Source organism: Bradyrhizobium sp. LeoB3, from assembly GCF_055456055.1.
Window position 1 is genome coordinate 33,759 of sequence record NZ_JBVBEF010000023.1, and the last position, 17,074, is coordinate 50,832.

Sequence of the window (17,074 nt, forward strand, 5' to 3'; positions counted from 1 at the left end):
TGGTTTCAATGTGTCGCCCTAGCTTGGTGCGATGATCCCGCTTTCCGTCCTGGACCTTTCGGTCGTCACCACAGCCACAAAGCCCGCCGCAGCGCTGCGCAACAGCATCGATCTGGCGCGCCACGTCGATGGGCTCGGCTATATCAGGTACTGGCTCGCCGAGCACCACAACCTTGCTTCCGTCGCGAGCCCCGCGCCGGATCTGATGATTGGGCAGATCGCTGCCGTCACCAGGAACATCCGCGTCGGCTCCGGCGGCGTGATGTTGCCCAACCACGCGCCGCTGGTGGTCGCCGAGCGCTTCAAGATGCTGGAGGCGCTGTTCCCCGGTCGCATCGATCTGGGCCTTGGGCGGGCGCCCGGCACCGACGGCGCCACCGCCTATGCGCTGCGGAGCCGGCTCGACCGCCGCGAGGGCGACGATTTCCTGGAGCGGCTGCATGAACTGACGCTGTGGGAGACGCGGGATTTCCCGCCCGGCCACCCCTTCAACAATGTGGTGGCGATGCCCGACGATGCGCCGCTGCCGCCGATCTGGCTGCTCGGCTCCAGCGGCTATTCGTCCGAGCTCGCCGCGCAGGTCGGCATGGGCTTCGGCTTCGCGCATCATTTCGCGACCCATGACGCGGTCGATGCGATGACCAACTACCGCGCGCATTTCAAGCCGTCGCCCTGGCGCCAGACGCCATATGCGATCCTCGCAGTGGCGGCGGTGGCGGCCGAGACCGATGAAGAGGCGGAAAAGCTGGCACTGTCGATGGACCTCAACCGCCTGCGCCGGGACCGCGGCCAGTATCTGCCGCTGCCCAGCGTCGAGGAGGCGCTGGCCTATCCCTATACGGACGCCGAGCGCGCTTCCATCACGCGGAACCGTGCGCGTTTCTTCGTCGGCAGCCCGGCGACGGTGATGGCAAAATTGCAGCCGCTGATCGCGGCGACCGAGGCGGATGAGCTGATGATCATCACCGCGGTGTACGACCACGAGGCGCGGAAGAAGTCATACAGCCTGCTGGCGGACGCGTTCGGGCGCGGGAAGAAAGCGGCGGCTTAGCGTCGTCCCGGCCTTGCCGCGCCGCGGCGAAGCCTTGGCGAAGCCGGGAGCCGGGACCCATAACCACCGATGCCGGTTGTTCCGCGCGCAAGCAGTTCCGGCGTCTTCTAACCACGGAGTCCTGTGGTTATGGGTCCCGGGTCAAGCCCGGGACGACGTTGGGAGAAAGGCGTGCGCCCCTCACTCGCGGGATCAATCCGCTTTTTCGCTGAACGTCGCGCGGAAGGGGTGGGCGGGATAGACGCCCACGATGCGGAATTCGCGGGAGAAGAATTTCAGCTCTTCCAGCGCAAAGGCCAGTCCGCGATCATACGGATGGCCGTCGACGTCGGCATAAAATTGCGTCGCGAAGAAATTGCCGTCGACCATGTAGCTTTCGAGCTTGGTCATGTTCACGCCGTTGGTGGCAAAGCCGCCGAGCGCCTTGTAGAGCGCGGCGGGTAAATTGCGCACCCGGAAAACAAATGTGGTGACCAGGGGGCCTGAATCCTGCTCGGCCCATTTGGCTTCGCGTGCCAGCACCACGAAGCGGGTGGTGTTGTGGGCTTCGTCCTCAATGTCCTCGGCGAGGATATCAAGGCCGTAAATGTCGGCGGCAAGGCGCGAGGCGATGGCGGCGACGCTCTTGTCGCCGCGTTCGGAGATGTCGCGCGCGCTGCCTGCGGTATCGCCGGCGACGATCGGCCTGACGCCGAGCTTGCGGATGATGCGCCGGCACTGGCCAAGCGCGTGCACATGGCTCTCCACGCTCCTGATGTCGCCGAGCTTCGTCCCCTTCACCGCCATCAACTGATGCCGGACCGGCAGGAACCATTCGCCGACGATGAACAGGCCCGAGGCCGGCAACAGATGGTGGATGTCGGCGACGCGGCCGGCGACCGAGTTCTCGATCGGGATCATGCCGAGATCGGCCTCGCCGGAAGAAATCGCCGACAGCGCGTCCTCGAAGGTCGCGCACGGCATCGGCTCTGCGTCGGGATAGGCCTCGACGATCGCGATGTGGGAATTGGCTCCGGGCTCGCCCTGAAAGGCGATTTTCAGCTTCTTGGTCATGGCGGGGGTTTTAGCAGCGGTTCAGGTTTTCGCCAGTATGCGCCGGGCGGTTTCGAGGTCGGCCGGGGTGTCGACGCCGCGCGGCACGGTGTCGACAATGGTGACGTCGATCCGCATCCCGGCCTCCAGCGCGCGGAGCTGCTCGAGTTTCTCCTGCTGTTCCAGGGGCGAGGGCGGCAGCCGCACGAAGCGCTCCAGCGCGGCGCGGCGATAGGCGTAGAGGCCGATATGATGGTAGCGCGGGCCGTCGCCGTACGGCGCGGTGGCACGGGTGAAATAGAGCGCGCGCAGCCGCCCTGCCGTGATCGGCGAGCCGACCGCCTTCACCACGTTCGGATTGAGGCTTTCCTCTTCGGTGTGGATCTCGGAGGCGAGGGTGGCGATATCGACTGCGGGGTCGTCCAGCGGTGGCAGCACGCCGCGGATCGTGTCCGGCGCGATGGTCGGGAAATCGCCCTGCAGGTTGACAACGATCTCGGCGTTGCCGGCAGGATCGAGCGTGGTCGCGGCCTCGAAGATGCGGTCGGAGCCGGAGGGGTGATCGGCCCGGGTCATCACCACCTCGCCGCCGGCCAATTTGACGGCCGCGGCGATCTCCGGCGTATCGGTCGCAACCGCGACCCGGCCGATGTTAGCCTCGATCGCCCGGCGCAATACGTGGACGATCATCGGCTGGCCGGCAATGTCGAGGAGCGGCTTGCCCGGCAGCCTCGTGGCCGCCATGCGGGCGGGAATCAGCACCAAATTCCGCGGGTCGGGCATCTATTCAAAACCCTGCCGGAGGCAGGAAACAGGGTGGGGACGGGACGAAAGTCGGCGCGTTTATACGGGTTGCCAGAGCGCAGGCAAACCGATATCTCCACTCTGCTCGGGGGAGGCGCGACGAGGGCTGATTCCGAGGCTCACCCCCGCGGCCGTTCGGCCTGCCTGAAGTCGACATTTTCGGCCTGGAGCCTGATCCGAAATGGACTCCTTCGAACTCAACAAGATTCTGGGTGCGATTCTCGGCACCTGCCTCATTATCCTGGTGACGAGCTTTGCCGCGCAGGCGGTGTTCACGCCCAAGCCGCTGGAGAAGCCCGGTTTCGAGATCGCCGTGAAAGAGGAGAGCAAGGGCGGACCGGCGGAAGCCGCCGCATCGTCCGAGCCGATCGAGAAACTGCTGCAGACCGCTTCTGTGGAAAAGGGCGCCGCGGCCGCCAAGAAGTGCGCGGCCTGCCACACCTTCGAGAAGGGCGGCCCGAACCGGGTCGGCCCGAATCTCTTTGGCATCGTCGGCGAGCCGAGGGGCGAGGGACGCGGATTCAACTTCTCGGCCGCGATGAAGGCCAAGGGCGGCACCTGGACCTTCGACGACCTCAACAAGTTCCTCACCAACCCGAAGGGTTTCATCCCGGGCACCGCGATGGGTTTCGCCGGTATTCCGAAGGACAGCGAGCGCGCAGACGTGATCGCCTACCTGAACTCGCTGTCGGATCATCCCCAGCCGCTGCCGACGGCGCAGAAATAGCATTTCCCTCATGGATTCAATCGGAACGGCCAGGCATTGCCTGGCCGTTTCCGTATGGGTCGCATCTTTGTCAGCGGGACGTTTCGCCGCAGACGTGATGGCCCCAGGCTTCCAAGATGAGGAAAAAGCAACATAATCCGCCGAAACCTTGCCCTATATTACGCACTTAGTGCGTAACCCCGGTTCACGACAGGAAGCTCCCTTTGGCCATTACCCGACGACACCTTCTGCAGACCGGCGCGGTGGCCGCGCTGACCCCCATCATGGGCGTGGCAGCCGGCATCCCGGCGATGTCGAGCGCGCAGGCGGACCCGGGAGGCAGCGAGCCAGCGTGGCGCCACGCGCTGTCGCTGTTCGGCGATATCAAATATCCGGCCGGCTTCCAGCGTTTCGACTACGTCAATCCGGATGCACCGAAAGGCGGCATCGCGCGGATTATCTCGCTCGGCACATTCGACAACTTCAACGTCGCGGTGATGGGCGTGAAAGGTTCGATCGCGCCGGCCGCGATCATGATCTACGAGACGCTGATGTCGCGCTCGCAGGACGAGATCGCGACCGAATACGGCCTGCTCGCCGAAAGCGCGGCCCATCCCGACGACTACAGCTGGGTGATCTACCGGCTGCGCAAGGAGGCACGCTGGCACGACGGCAAGCCGGTGACGCCGGAAGACGTCATCTTCTCGCTCGAGACGTTGAAGAAGCAAAGCCCGTTCTATTCGTCCTACTACCGGCACGTGGTAAAGGCCGAAAAGAGCGGCGAGCGCGACATCAAATTCACCTTCGACACTCCCGGCAATCGCGAACTGCCGCACATTGTCGGCGAACTGCTGGTGCTGCCGAAGCATTACTGGGAAGGCACGGACAGCCAGGGCCGCAAGCGCGACGTTTCCGCGACCACGCTGGAGAAGCCGCTCGGCTCGGGCGCTTACCGGATCGCCGATTTCGTCGCCGGCCGCTCGGTCCGGCTCGAGCGCGTGAAGGACTATTGGGGCGCCAAGTTGCCGGTCCAGATCGGCCAGAACAATTTCGACGAGCTGCGTTTCGAATTCTTCCGTGACAACGTCGTCGCGCTCGAAGCTTTCAAGGCCGACCAGGCGGACTGGATCACCGAGAATTCGGCGAAGCAGTGGGCGACCGCGTATGACTTCCCGGCCGTGACCGAGAAACGCGTCGTCAAGCAGGAGTTTCCGATCAACGATTCCGGCCGCATGCAGGGCTTCGTGCTCAACCTGCGCCGCGATCAATTCAAAGACGCCCGCCTCCGGCGCGCCTTCAACTTTGCGTTCGATTTCGAGGAGATGAACAAGCAGCTCTTCTATGGTCAGTACAAGCGCATCAACAGCTATTTCGAGGGTACCGAATTGGCCTCTTCCGGCTTGCCGCAGGGGCAGGAGCTCGAACTCCTCGAGACGGTGCGTGACAAGGTGCCGCCCGAAGTCTTCACGACGCCGTACACGAACCCGGTCGGCGGCAATCCCGAAGCGGTGCGCGCCAATTTGCGCGAGGCCACCAGGCTGTTGAAGGAAGCCGGCTTCGAGGTGCGCGAGCGCAAGCTGGTCGATCCGTCGGGCAAGCCGGTGAGCGTGGAGATCCTGGTGCAGGATCCTTCCTCGGAGCGGATCGCGCTGTTCTTCAAGCCGTCGCTGGAACGCATCGGCGTCACGACCTCGATCCGCGTCGTCGACGACGTGCAGTACGAGAACCGCATCCGCAGTTTCGATTTCGACATCATCACCGACCTCTGGGGCCAGTCGCTCTCGCCCGGCAATGAGCAGCGCGAATTCTGGGGGTCGCAGGCCGCGGATCAGCAGGGATCCAAGAATACCATCGGCATCAAGAACCCGGCAGTGGATGCGTTGATCGAGAAGGTCATCTTCGCCAAGGACCGCGCCAGCCTCGTCGCCGCGACCAAGGCGCTGGACCGGGTGCTGCTCTGGAATTTCTACGTGGTGCCGCAGTTCGGCTATCCCTACGCGCGCTATGCGCTCTGGGATCGCTTCGGCCATGCGGAACTGCCGAAATACGCGCGCTCCGGCCTGCCCTCGTTGTGGTGGTACGACGCGGAGAGGGCGAACCGGCTCGGCAAACGGTCTTGAGGGATTTTTCGCGCATGGCGCTATTCACCCGTCGGCACGCGCTCGGCTTCGGTATCGGTGCGCTATGCGCGACGCGGCTTCGTCCGGCAGCCGCCGATAATGGCGCCGACATGCACGGCATGTCGGCGTTCGGCGACTTGAAATATCCCGCCGACTTCCACCATTTCGACTATGTCAACGTGAATGCCCCCAAGGGCGGCACGTTCTCGCTGATCCCGTCGGTCCGCGCCTACAATCAGTCCTATTTCACGTTCAATTCGCTCAACGCCTACATCCTCAAGGGTGAGGGTGCGCAGGGCATGGACATGACGTTCACGGCGCTGATGGCGCGCGCCGGTGACGAGCCCGATGCGATATATGGGCTGGCCGCAAAGTCGGTGCGGATTTCGCCAGACAAACTCACCTACACCTTCACCATGCGCCCCGAGGCGCGCTTTCACGATGGCTCGAAGCTGACCGCTCATGACGTCGCGTTCTCGCTGAACACGTTGAAGGAAAAGGGGCACCCGCTGATCCTGGTTCAGCTCCGCGACTTCATCAAGGCCGAGGCGCTCGACGATGCCACCGTCGTCGTCAGCTTCGCGCCGAAGCGCGCGCGCGACGTGCCGCTTTATGTTGCAACCCTGCCGATCTTCTCGAAGGCCTATTACGCCAAGCGCGCGTTCGATGAATCGACGCTGGATACGCCGCTCGGGTCGGGGCCGTACAAGGTCGGCCGGTTCGAGGTCAACCGCTTCATCGAATATGATCGCGTCAAGGACTGGTGGGCGGCCGATCTTCCGGTCTGCCGCGGCAGCTACAATTTCGACACCGTCCGCTACGAATTCTATCGCGACCGCGACGTCGCCTTCGAGGGTTTCACGGGCAGGAATTATCTCTACCGGGAAGAGTTCACCGCGCGCATCTGGGCCACGCGCTATGATTTCCCTGCGATCAAGGAAGGCCGCGTCAAGCGCGAGTTGTTGCCGGACGAGACGCCGTCGGGCGCGCAGGGCTGGTTCATCAACTTGCGCCGCGACAAGTTCAAAGACCCGCGTGTGCGCGAGGCGCTGATCTACGCCTTCGATTTCGAGTGGACCAACAAGACCATCATGTACGGCGCCTATGCGCGCACCCATTCGCCGTTCCAGAATTCGGACATGATGGTCTCCGGCCCACCGTCGCCGGAAGAGCTGGCATTGCTCGAACCGTTCCGCGGCCAGGTGCCGGACGAGGTGTTCGGCAAGCCCTTCGTGCCGCCGGTGTCTGATGGTTCGGGGCAGGACAGGGCGCTATTGCGCAAGGCGGCGCAGCTGCTGAGCGACGCCGGCTGTGTCGTCAAGGACGGCAAGCGGTTGCTGCCGAACGGCGAGCCCTTCACCATCGAATTCCTCAATGACGAAGCCTCGATCCAGCCACATCACGGGCCCTACATCAAGAACCTCGCTACGCTCGGCATCGACGCCACCTTCCGGCTGATCGATGCCGTGCAGTATCGCGCGCGGCTGGAGGATTTCGATTTCGACATGACCATCCAGCGCTTCTCGATGTCGGCGACCCCGGGCGATGTCATGCGGGCGTTCTTTTCGTCGCAGGCCGCCAGCACCAAAGGCTCCTATAACCTCGCAGGCATTTCCAGCCCGGTGATCGATGCGCTGGTCGAGAAGATCATCGCCGCCGAGACCAGGGCGGAACTAACCACCGCCTGCCGCGCCTTCGACCGCGTGTTCCGTGCCGGGCGCTATTGGGTGCCGCAGTGGTACGCCAACACGCACAAGGTGGCCTATTGGGATCTGTTCGCCCATCCGCCGAAGCCGGCGCGCTATGCACAAGGCGTGGGAGCGCCGGATAACTGGTGGGCCGACCCGGCCAAGGCCGGTAACGCCGAACAGGCGAAGTAAGACATGAGCGCCTATATCGCCCGCCGCATTCTCCTGATGGTGCCGACGCTGCTCGGCATCCTCTTCGTGTCTTTCGTGGTCGTGCAGTTCGCGCCGGGCGGACCGGTCGAGCGTGTGCTGGCCCAGCTCTCCGGCGCCGATACCGGCGGCTCCTCGCGAGTCTCGGGGTCTTCCGGCGGCGATTTTGCCGCGCGTGCGCCGGGCGGCGCCTCGGCGGATGCGGTCAACTCGAAGTACCGCGGTGCGCAGGGCCTCGATCCGGCCTTCATCAAGAACCTCGAAAAGCAGTTCGGCTTCGACAAGCCGGCGCCCGAGCGCTTCCTGCTGATGGTGTGGAACTTCGCCCGCTTCGATTTCGGCAAGAGCTATTTCCGCGACGTCAGCGTGATCCAGCTGATCAAGGAAAAATTGCCGGTGTCGATGTCGCTCGGCATCTGGATGACGCTGCTGACCTACCTGATCTCGATTCCGCTTGGCATCCGCAAGGCCGTGCATGACGGCTCGCGGTTCGACACCTGGACCTCGGCGGTGGTCATCATCGGTTTTGCGATTCCCGGCTTCCTGTTTGCGATCCTGCTGATCATCCTGTTCGCCGGCGGCTCGTTCTTCAACCTGTTCCCGCTGCGCGGGCTGACCTCGGACGGCTGGTCGCAGTTCCCCTGGTACTGGAAAATCATCGACTATTTCTGGCACATCACGCTGCCCTTGATCTCGATGGCGCTCGGGGCGTTTGCCACCATGACGCTGCTGACCAAGAACTCGTTCCTGGATGAGATCCGCAAGCAGTATGTCATGACCGCGCGCGCCAAGGGCTGCAGTGAGCGGCAGGTGCTGTACGGCCACATCTTCCGTAATGCGATGCTGATCGTGATCGCGGGCTTTCCGAGCGCGTTCATCCACGCCTTCTTCTCCGGCTCGCTTTTGATCGAGACCATCTTCTCGCTCGACGGGCTCGGCCTGCTCGGCTTCGAGAGCGTGCTGAACCGCGACTATCCTGTCGTGTTCGGCACGCTGTTCATCTTTTCGCTGGTCGGTCTGGTCGTGAACCTGATCTCCGATCTCGCTTACATGTGGATCGATCCAAGGATCGATTTCGAGGCGAGGGAAGTCTGATGACGATGCTTGCGCCCCAGCCTGTCGAGACCACCACGCAATCGCCACTCGGCGAAGCGGTGCCGCCGAGCCGCCATCCCTTCGAGCCGTCGCCGCTCAACAAGCGCCGCTGGCAGAACTTCAAGGCCAACCGCCGGGGCTACTGGTCGTTCTGGATCTTCCTCACGCTGTTCGTGATCTCGCTGTTCGCCAATTTCATCGCCAATGATCGCCCGCTGATGGTCAGATATGACGGCCGGCTCTATTGGCCGGTGCTCTTCAATTACGCGGAGACGACGTTCGGCGGCGATTTCGAGACCACGGCGGATTACCGCGATCCCTATTTGCAGAAGCAGATCGCGGCCAAGGGCGGCACCATCATCTGGCCGCCAATCCGCTATTCCTACGATACCCACAATCTCGATCTGCCGACGCCGGCGCCGTCGAAGCCGACCTGGCTCCTGACCGAAGCGCAGTGCAAGGAGGTGGTCGAGAGGAAGCAGCTCAGCGGCTGCCGCGACCTTGAATACAACTGGCTTGGCACCGACGACCAGGGCCGCGACGTGGTGGCACGCCTGATCTATGGTTTCCGGATTTCGGTGCTGTTCGGCCTGACGCTGACCATCCTGTCCTCGATCATCGGCGTCGCCGCCGGCGGCGTGCAGGGCTATTTCGGCGGCTGGATCGATCTGACGTTCCAGCGCCTGATCGAGGTCTGGACCGCGATCCCCTCGCTCTATCTGCTGCTGATCATCTCGGCGGTGCTGCCACCGGGCTTCTTCATCCTGCTCGGCATCCTCCTCTTGTTCTCCTGGGTGTCGCTGGTCGGCCTGGTGCGCGCGGAATTTTTGCGCGGGCGCAATTTCGAGTACATCCAGGCGGCGCGCGCGCTCGGCGTCTCCAATGCGGTGATCATGTTCCGTCACCTGTTGCCGAACGCGATGGTGGCGACCATGACCTTCCTGCCGTTCATCGTCTCGTCCTCGGTGATGACGCTGACCGCGCTGGACTTCTTAGGGTTTGGCTTGCCGCCGGGCTCGCCTTCGCTCGGTGAATTGCTGGCGCAGGGCAAGGCCAATGTGCAGGCGCCGTGGCTCGGCTTCACCGGCTTCTTCTCGGTCGCGATCATGCTCTCGCTGCTGATCTTCATCGGCGAGGCCGCGCGTGACGCCTTCGACCCGCGCAAGACGTTCAGGTAGAGGGCCGCATCATGGACGCCATCAACCAGCCGCTGCTCGATGTCCGCGACCTCTCGGTCGCCTTCGGCCCGTCGATCGCGGTCGACCATGTTTCGTTCTCGATCAAGCGCGGCGAATGCGTCGCGCTGGTCGGCGAATCCGGCTCGGGCAAATCCGTCAGCGCATTGTCGGTCCTGAGGCTGTTACCCTATCCGGCCGCGTCACATCCTTCCGGCAGCGTCCGGTTCAAGGGGCGCGACCTTCTTACCGCCTCGGAGCGCGAGATGCGCGAGGTGCGGGGCAACGACATCTCGATCATCTTCCAAGAGCCGATGACCTCGCTCAATCCGCTGCACACCATCGAGTCGCAGATCGGCGAGATCCTGTCGCTGCACAGCGGCGTGCGCGGCGCGGCGGCGCGGGCGCGCACCATCGAGCTCCTGACGCAGGTCGGCATTCCCGAGCCGGAGACGCGGCTGCAGAGCTATCCGCATCAGCTCTCCGGCGGCCAGCGCCAGCGCGTGATGATCGCGATGGCGCTCGCCAACGAGCCCGACCTTCTGATCGCGGACGAGCCGACGACGGCGCTCGACGTCACCGTGCAGGCGCAGATCCTGGCGCTGCTGGCCGAAATCCGCACCCGGCTCGGCATGAGCATGCTGTTCATCACCCATGATCTCGGCATCGTCCGCCGCATCGCCGACACCGTCTGCGTCATGAATGGCGGCAAGATCGTCGAGCACGGTCCGGTCGAGCAGGTCTTCACCGCGCCGAAGCATCCTTACACCCGCGATCTCCTCGCCGCGGAGCCGAAGCCCGATCCGGCGCCGCCGCGCCCGGACCAGCCGGTGGTGATGTCGGCGGATAATCTGAAGGTCTGGTTCCCGATCAAGCGCGGATTGCTGCGCTCGACTGTCGGTCATATCAAGGCGGTCGACGGCGTCAGCATCGTCGTGCGCAAGGGCGAGACGCTCGGCGTGGTCGGCGAATCCGGCTCGGGCAAGACCACACTCGGTCTCGCGCTGCTGCGATTGATCTCCTCGGATGGGCCGATCGTATTCTTGGGAAGCAACATCCAGGGCCTGCGCTTCAAGCAGATGCGGCCGTTCCGCCGCGACATGCAGATCGTGTTCCAGGATCCGTTCGGCGCGCTGAGCCCGCGCATGTCGGTCGGCGACATCGTGGCCGAAGGGTTGACCGTTCATCAGCGCCAGTTGTCGGCCGAGGAGCGCGAGGCGCGGGTGATCAAGGCACTGACGGATGTCGGCCTCAAGCCGGAATGGCGCTTCCGCTATCCGCATGAATTTTCCGGCGGCCAGCGCCAGCGCATCTCGATCGCGCGCGCGGTGGTGCTGGAGCCGAATTTCGTGGTGCTCGACGAGCCGACCAGCGCGCTCGACATGCTGTTCCAGGCGCAGATGGTCGACCTCTTGCGCGAATTGCAGCGCAAGCGCGATCTCACCTACATGTTCATCTCGCACGATCTGCGCGTGGTGGCGTCGCTCGCCAGCCATCTGATCGTGATGAAATCCGGCAAGGTCGAGGAGGAGGGCCCGGCCTCCGAACTGTTCAAGAACCCGAAGAGCAACTACACCCGCGCCCTCTTCGCCGCCGCCTTCCGCCTGGAGACGGCAGGCAATGGTGCCGTGGCGACGTAACTCCATGCTGGCCTGTCTCGAGTCGCGTTGAGGGAGCCGCGGGCTCGGTTCACCTCTCCCCAGCGGGGCGAGGTCGATTTGCGCAAGCAAATCGGGTGAGGGGGCAGGTCCCTCGAGAGAGCGGAGCCCCTCACCCGGCGCTGCGCGCCGACCTCTCCCAATGGGAGAGGTGAAGGAGCGCCATCGTTAGTCCATAACCCGGGGTCCGCCGGTGGGACGTTGAAGCAGCTGTCCCGGGTTGCGCTGCGCTCCACCCGGGCTACGAGTTAAAGCCGCTTGATCGCGACCACGTCGCTGCCGGCGGCCTTGATGCGGGCGATGGCTTCCGTGGTGTGCTCGATCACGGTTGCCATGTGATGCGCATTGGCATGCACGATCGTGGTCGCATCGCGCACGATGGCGACATGGCCCTTCCAGAAGATCAGGTCGCCGCGTTGCAGTTTCTTTGCTTCCGCCGCGCTCAGCTCGCGCCCGAGGCCTTGCTGCTGCATGTCGCTGTCGCGCGGACAGCCGGTGCCGGCGGCGGTCAGCGCGACCTGCACCAGGCCGGAGCAATCGATACCGAGGCTGCTCTTACCGCCCCAGAGATAGGGCGTGCCGACGAAACGTTCGGCCACGGTGACGAAATCATCCTCGATCCCGTCGATGCTGTCGACATGGCGGCGCGGCAGATACCAGCCCTCGCGCGTCACCGCGAACGTGCTGTCCTCGCGCGCGACGTTCAGCCTGGCGCCGAGCGACAGCGTCTCGACCGGCGGTAGCTTGATCGAGGGACCGGGGAACGCAAAAGTCCGCAGCGCCGTCACCTTGTGGGTCGGCGCGGCGGAAGGTTTTGCCAGTGCGGCGTCGGGCAGCCAGCCGACATAGCCGTCGCTGCCAAGCTGGCCCCAGGCGAATCCCTCGCTGTTGCGGTCATAGATGGTGACGCGCTCGCCCTTCAGAGCCTGCGTCAGCAGCGTAGCGTCGGAGCGGGGGCCGTCGCGGAGCGGTGCGAGTGCGTGCGCGATCTCGAACTCCTCGCCCGCAACGAAGCGCTCAGCGCGCACCTTGCCTTCGAGATATTTGGCTGCGATGTCGCCGCGGGAAGGTGTCAGGCGCGGATCATCCATAGCGCTGGCTCAACAGTTTGTAGATCGCGCGCGCCGCCTGGCATTCGCCGCCCTCGGGCCGCGCCGGTTTCGCGCTGGGAGTCCAGCCGTAGATATCGACATGCAGCCAGCGTTTGGCGTGCTCGACGAAGCGCTGCAGGAACAGCGCGCACGTGATCGAACCGGCGAAGGTGCCCGACGGCGCGTTGGTGATGTCGGCGGTCTTCGAATCCAGCCAGGCATCGTAGGCAGGCCATAGCGGCATGCGCCATAATGGATCATGCTCCGCTCTCGCATGCGCCGCCACCTCCGCTGCCAGCGTATCGTCTTGCGTATAGAATGGCGGCAGGTCCGGCCCCAACGCCACGCGCGCGGCGCCGGTCAGCGTACCCAAATCGATCAGGAGATCCGGCTTCTCCTCATCGGCGAGCGCCAGCGCGTCGGCAAGCACCAGCCGTCCCTCGGCGTCGGTGTTGCCGATCTCGACGGTCAGCCCCTTGCGCGAGGTGAAGATGTCGAGCGGGCGGAAAGCGTTGCCCGCCACCGCATTCTCGACCGCGGGGATCAGCACGCGCAGCCGTATCTTGAGCTTCGCGTCCATCACCATCTGCGCCAGCGCCAGCACATTGGCGGCGCCGCCCATGTCCTTCTTCATGATGAGCATGCCGCTCGATGGTTTCAGATCGAGCCCGCCGGTGTCGAAGCAGACGCCCTTGCCGACCAGCGTCACCTTGGAGTGATCGGGCTTGCCCCAGGTGAAATCGATCAGCCGCGGCGCGCGGTTCGACGCCATGCCGACGGCGTGGATCAGCGGAAAATTCTGTCGCACCAGCTCGTCGCCAATGATGCAGTTGAAAGTGGCGCCGAACCGCGCCGCGACCTGCTCCGCCGCCTGCGCCAGCTCTTGCGGCCCCATATCGTTCGAGGGCGTGTTGATGAGGTCGCGCGCCAGGCATGCGGCCTCCACCATGCGCGCCAAGTCTGCCGCGTCGACGCCATCCGGCGGCACCAGCTGCACATCGGGCGCTTCCGCCTTGCGATAGCGGCCGAAACGGTAGTTGCCGAGCGCAAAGGCGAGTGCGGCGAGCCGCGTATCGTGCGGCGCATTGGCGAAGCGGTAGAGGCCTGATGGCAGCAATCCGGGCAGGCTGCCCGGCCGGAATGGATCGCGCGACCGGCTTGCCTCATCCTCAAGTCCGAACAGCACCTGTGCGAGCGAACCGTCGGGCGCCGGAAGCGCGAGATATTTGCCGGGCCTGGCCGCAAAGCCATTGGCCTGCGCGAACTGCCGCGCATGCGCGGGAAGCGTCTCGCGGATCTGCTCCCAGTTCGATTTGGTGACGAAGGTGATGGGAATGGCGTTCGACACGGATGCAGTTTCGAAGATGGATGGCATGCGACTCTCATCAATGGCAGGGGCGCAAACGGCAGGGGCGCTGCCTAATTAACCAGACGTTAGGGTTAACAGTCTATTGCTGGTGCATTCGGCTCGTTCTTTTCGCGCGAAATTGTGAGTTAAAGCGCCATGCGTCGACAGTCCAGTCTTGCCCGCGCGCTCGCGTCGGCTGCCCTTTCGGCGCTGCTGGCGGCAAGTCTTGGCGGCTGCCAGACGCTCTCCGACGTCGCGGGCTCCCTGACCACACGGACGAGGACTGCCGCAGCCGCGCCGGATGACCCGCGCCGCGCCGTCGAATTCTATGGCGAGCGCTATCGCGCCAATCCGAAGGATGTCGAAGCCGCGATCGGTTACAGTCAGGCGCTGCGTACTACCGGACAGCGGGCGCAGGCGGTCGCGATGCTGGAACAGGCCACCATCGCCAATCCCGGCAACCGGCCACTGCTCGCAGCCTACGGCCGGGCGCTTGCCGACAACGGCAATGCGCAGGCGGCGTTCGACGTGCTGAGCCGCGCGCACTCACCCGACAATCCCGATTGGCGCATCCTGTCGGTGCAGGGAACCACGCTCGACAGGCTTGGCCGGCATGACGAGGCGCGCCGCTATTATGCGAGCGCGCTGCGCCTCGCGCCGGACGAGCCATCCGTGCTGTCCAATCTCGGCCTGTCATACATGCTGAGCCGCGACCTGCCCAAGGCGGAAGAGAATCTGCGCCGTGCCTATGCCAGCAGCCGGGCCGACAGCCGGGTGCGGCAGAACTTTGCCCTGGTGGTCGGCTTGCAGGGCCGGTTCGCGGAAGCCGAGAATATCGTCAAGGCCGACCTGCCGGCGGACGAAGCCGCCGCCAATGTCGCCTACCTCCGCGACATGCTGAAGGGCCGGGACAATCCGCGAACCGCAGCGGCGAAACCGGTGCCGATCGTCGCGCGCGACGACTGATCCGTCTCCGGCGTTCCAGCTCCAGTTCTCTCGAGCATTTTCGGTTCTGATTGAATCAGAACCGAAGCTCTAGATTCTTTTTTTGACGCGTTTTCTTCACGCGAACCGGTATCCACTTCTTCGCTCGAAAATGCTCTCGCGGGGACGCGCGCAACCGGTTCAGTGCAGCTCGGTGATCCTGATGTAGCTCGGTCCGAGAATGACGATGAAGAGGCAGGGCAGGAAGAACAGGATCATCGGTACCGTCAGTTTCGGCGGCAGCGCGGCAGCTTTCTTCTCGGCCTCCGACATGCGCATATCGCGATTTTCCTGCGCCATCACGCGCAGGCTCTGGCCGAGCGGCGTGCCGTAGCGCTCGGACTGCTGCAGCGCCAGGCAGACCGACTTCACGCTCTCGAGCCCGGTGCGGGCGGCGAGGTTTTCATAGGCCGTCTTGCGGTCCTGCAGGTAGGAGAGCTCCGCCGTGGTGAGCGTGAACTCTTCGGACAGCGCGACCGATTGCCCGACGATCTCGGTTGCGACTCTCCTGAAAGCGACCTCGACCGACATGCCGGACTCGACGCAGATCAAGAGCAGGTCGAGAGCATCGGGGAAAGCGCGCCTGATCGAAAGCTGACGCTTGGTGATGGCGTTCTTCAGGAACAGCATGGGCGCCTGCAATCCGAGATACGCCGCGCCGAGGCAGATGCCGATATTCATCAGCATCGAGCCCTCCAGTTTCGCAATCACGAAAACATACAGTACGGCGCCGACCAGCATGGCGATCGGCGTCAGGGCACGGAAGAACAGAAAGGTGATGTAGGGTGCGTTGCCGCGATAGCCGGCCATGATGAGCTTGTCGCGAGCGCTCTCCTGCGCCACCCATTTGCTCAGGTTGAGGTCTTCCACGACCTTGGAGACGAATTGCCTCGGCGCCTGCCGCAGCGACGCTTTCTCCGATTTGGCCATCCGTTCGCGTTCGCGCTGGCGGATGCGCTCGCGTTCGCTCGCCACCGCCTTCATCCGCTTCTGCAGATTCTCGCCGGCGAACAACGGCATGATCAGCGAGTAGCAGGTTGCGCTCACGGCGATCGCCGCAAGCAGCATGGTCATGAACCTGACGTCGTGGAGCTTGCTGGCCAGAAGATCAATCATGCTTCACCCATCAGAAATCGAAATTAATCATCTTCTTCATCACGAAGACGCCGATGCTCATCCAGAGCACGCAGGCGACCAGCATCAGTTGACCGGTCGGATGGGTCCACAGCAGGGAGATGTAATCGGGTGCTGTGATATAGACGAGCGTCATGACGGTCGGGGGCAGTGCGCCGATGATGCTTGCGGAAGCCTTGGCTTCCATCGACATCGCCTTGATCTTCTCTTTCATCTTCTTGCGGTCGCGCAGCACGCGGGAGAGGTTGCCAAGCGCTTCCGAGAGATTGCCGCCGGATTTTTGCTGGATCGAGACCACGATACCGAAGAAGTTCGCTTCCGGCAGCGGCATGCTCTCGTAGAGGCGGGCGCAGGCATCGCCGAGCGGCATGCCGATGGTCTGTGTCTCGATGATCGCCTTGAACTCGCTCTTGAGCGGTTCAGGCGAGTCGCTGGCGACCACCTTGAGCGATTCAAACAACGGCAGGCCGGCCTTGATGCCGCGCACGATCACGTCGACGGCGTCGGGGAGCGCCTTGAGGAACGCTGCCTCACGGCGCTTTTTCAGGTAACCGAGCAGCCAGCGCGGCAGTCCGAAGCCGGCGGCGAAGGCAATGCCTACTGCGCCGAGCAGTCCGCCGCCGATCACGTAGGAGAGCGCAAAGCCGATCGCTGCAAGGACGGCGGAAATGATCCAGTACTTCTGAGGCGTCCAGTCGAGGCCGGCCTGGGTCAGGCGCTTGCTCAGCGGAAGCTTCGCCTCCTTCTGCCGTCGCGCGTCGAGCTCGCGCAAGGTCCCTTCGACCTGCTCGCGGCGCGAACGCTGGGTTCGTTCGGCCTGCCGAACGGTTGCGGGTTCGGAGCGGCCAATGGAGGCGCGGCGCGCTTCCGCCTGCTTCTCCCCCGACAGCAAAGGATAGAGGAAGACCCAGCCGAGGCCGCCGACGGCGGTTGCCGCGAGGAAGGCGAGGGCAAGCGATTGCAGGTTCATCATCGGCT

General features: G+C 64.1%; 14 protein-coding genes. 8 read left to right on the plus strand and 6 right to left on the minus strand.

Annotation, left to right across the window (positions count from 1 at the left end; genetic code table 11):
- Positions 1–31 precede the first annotated feature (31 nt).
- Entirely contained in the window at positions 32–1,051 is a 1,020-nt protein-coding gene (locus ACZXDY_RS17500; RefSeq protein ID WP_464346360.1) for an LLM class flavin-dependent oxidoreductase, read from the plus strand.
- 192 nt (positions 1,052–1,243) lie between these two features.
- On the opposite strand, the gene ACZXDY_RS17505 is transcribed toward ACZXDY_RS17500, so the two are convergent.
- Entirely contained in the window at positions 1,244–2,104 is an 861-nt protein-coding gene (locus ACZXDY_RS17505; protein WP_028165088.1) for a prephenate dehydratase, read from the minus strand.
- A 21-nt stretch (positions 2,105–2,125) separates the two neighbouring features.
- Positions 2,126–2,866: a 3-deoxy-manno-octulosonate cytidylyltransferase gene (locus ACZXDY_RS17510; protein ID WP_464346361.1), complete on the minus strand. Its 741-nt coding sequence runs from the start codon at positions 2,864–2,866 to the stop codon at positions 2,126–2,128.
- Positions 2,867–3,068: 202 nt separating this feature from the next.
- Here ACZXDY_RS17510 and ACZXDY_RS17515 point away from each other — a divergent pair, with 202 nt between their 5' ends.
- The 6 genes from ACZXDY_RS17515 (at position 3,069) to ACZXDY_RS17540 (ending at position 11,521) form a co-directional block, all read left to right on the plus strand.
- Positions 3,069–3,614 (plus strand): c-type cytochrome, encoded by a 546-nt coding sequence (locus ACZXDY_RS17515; protein WP_028165090.1) that lies wholly within the window; start codon positions 3,069–3,071, stop codon positions 3,612–3,614.
- 290 nt (positions 3,615–3,904) lie between these two features.
- A complete protein-coding gene (locus ACZXDY_RS17520) occupies positions 3,905–5,713 on the plus strand; it encodes an extracellular solute-binding protein (RefSeq protein ID WP_464346379.1) in 1,809 nt (602 codons plus the stop codon).
- A gap of 14 nt (positions 5,714–5,727) precedes the next feature.
- Entirely contained in the window at positions 5,728–7,593 is a 1,866-nt protein-coding gene (locus tag ACZXDY_RS17525) for an extracellular solute-binding protein (protein ID WP_464346362.1), read from the plus strand.
- A gap of 3 nt (positions 7,594–7,596) precedes the next feature.
- Positions 7,597–8,706 carry a microcin C ABC transporter permease YejB gene (locus tag ACZXDY_RS17530; protein ID WP_208824130.1) on the plus strand — a complete coding sequence of 370 codons (1,110 nt, stop codon included), beginning with the start codon at positions 7,597–7,599 and terminating at the stop codon, positions 8,704–8,706.
- The gene (locus ACZXDY_RS17535; protein WP_464346363.1) at positions 8,706–9,884 is read left to right on the plus strand and encodes an ABC transporter permease; all 1,179 of its coding nucleotides are present in this window, start codon (positions 8,706–8,708) and stop codon (positions 9,882–9,884) included. The genes ACZXDY_RS17530 and ACZXDY_RS17535 overlap by 1 nt, the downstream gene beginning before the upstream one ends.
- Positions 9,885–9,895: 11 nt before the next feature.
- Positions 9,896–11,521, plus strand: coding sequence for an ABC transporter ATP-binding protein (locus tag ACZXDY_RS17540; protein ID WP_464346364.1), 1,626 nt, complete (start codon positions 9,896–9,898; stop codon positions 11,519–11,521).
- Between the two features lie 266 nt (positions 11,522–11,787).
- Here the strand turns inward: ACZXDY_RS17540 and ACZXDY_RS17545 are convergent, their stop codons facing one another.
- On the minus strand, positions 11,788–12,630 hold the full coding sequence (locus ACZXDY_RS17545) for a C40 family peptidase (protein ID WP_464346365.1): 843 nt from the start codon (positions 12,628–12,630) through the stop codon (positions 11,788–11,790).
- Positions 12,623–14,005: a leucyl aminopeptidase family protein gene (locus tag ACZXDY_RS17550; RefSeq protein WP_464346366.1), complete on the minus strand. Its 1,383-nt coding sequence runs from the start codon at positions 14,003–14,005 to the stop codon at positions 12,623–12,625. Before ACZXDY_RS17550 ends, ACZXDY_RS17545 begins: the two co-directional genes overlap by 8 nt.
- A gap of 129 nt (positions 14,006–14,134) precedes the next feature.
- Between ACZXDY_RS17550 and ACZXDY_RS17555 the strand changes: the two genes are divergently transcribed.
- The gene (locus ACZXDY_RS17555) at positions 14,135–14,944 is read left to right on the plus strand and encodes a tetratricopeptide repeat protein (RefSeq protein WP_028165098.1); all 810 of its coding nucleotides are present in this window, start codon (positions 14,135–14,137) and stop codon (positions 14,942–14,944) included.
- A 159-nt stretch (positions 14,945–15,103) separates the two neighbouring features.
- On the opposite strand, the gene ACZXDY_RS17560 is transcribed toward ACZXDY_RS17555, so the two are convergent.
- Positions 15,104–16,078: a type II secretion system F family protein gene (locus ACZXDY_RS17560; protein ID WP_028165099.1), complete on the minus strand. Its 975-nt coding sequence runs from the start codon at positions 16,076–16,078 to the stop codon at positions 15,104–15,106.
- A gap of 10 nt (positions 16,079–16,088) precedes the next feature.
- Positions 16,089–17,066 (minus strand): type II secretion system F family protein, encoded by a 978-nt coding sequence (locus ACZXDY_RS17565; protein WP_028165100.1) that lies wholly within the window; start codon positions 17,064–17,066, stop codon positions 16,089–16,091.
- Between the last annotated feature and the right edge of the window lie 8 nt (positions 17,067–17,074).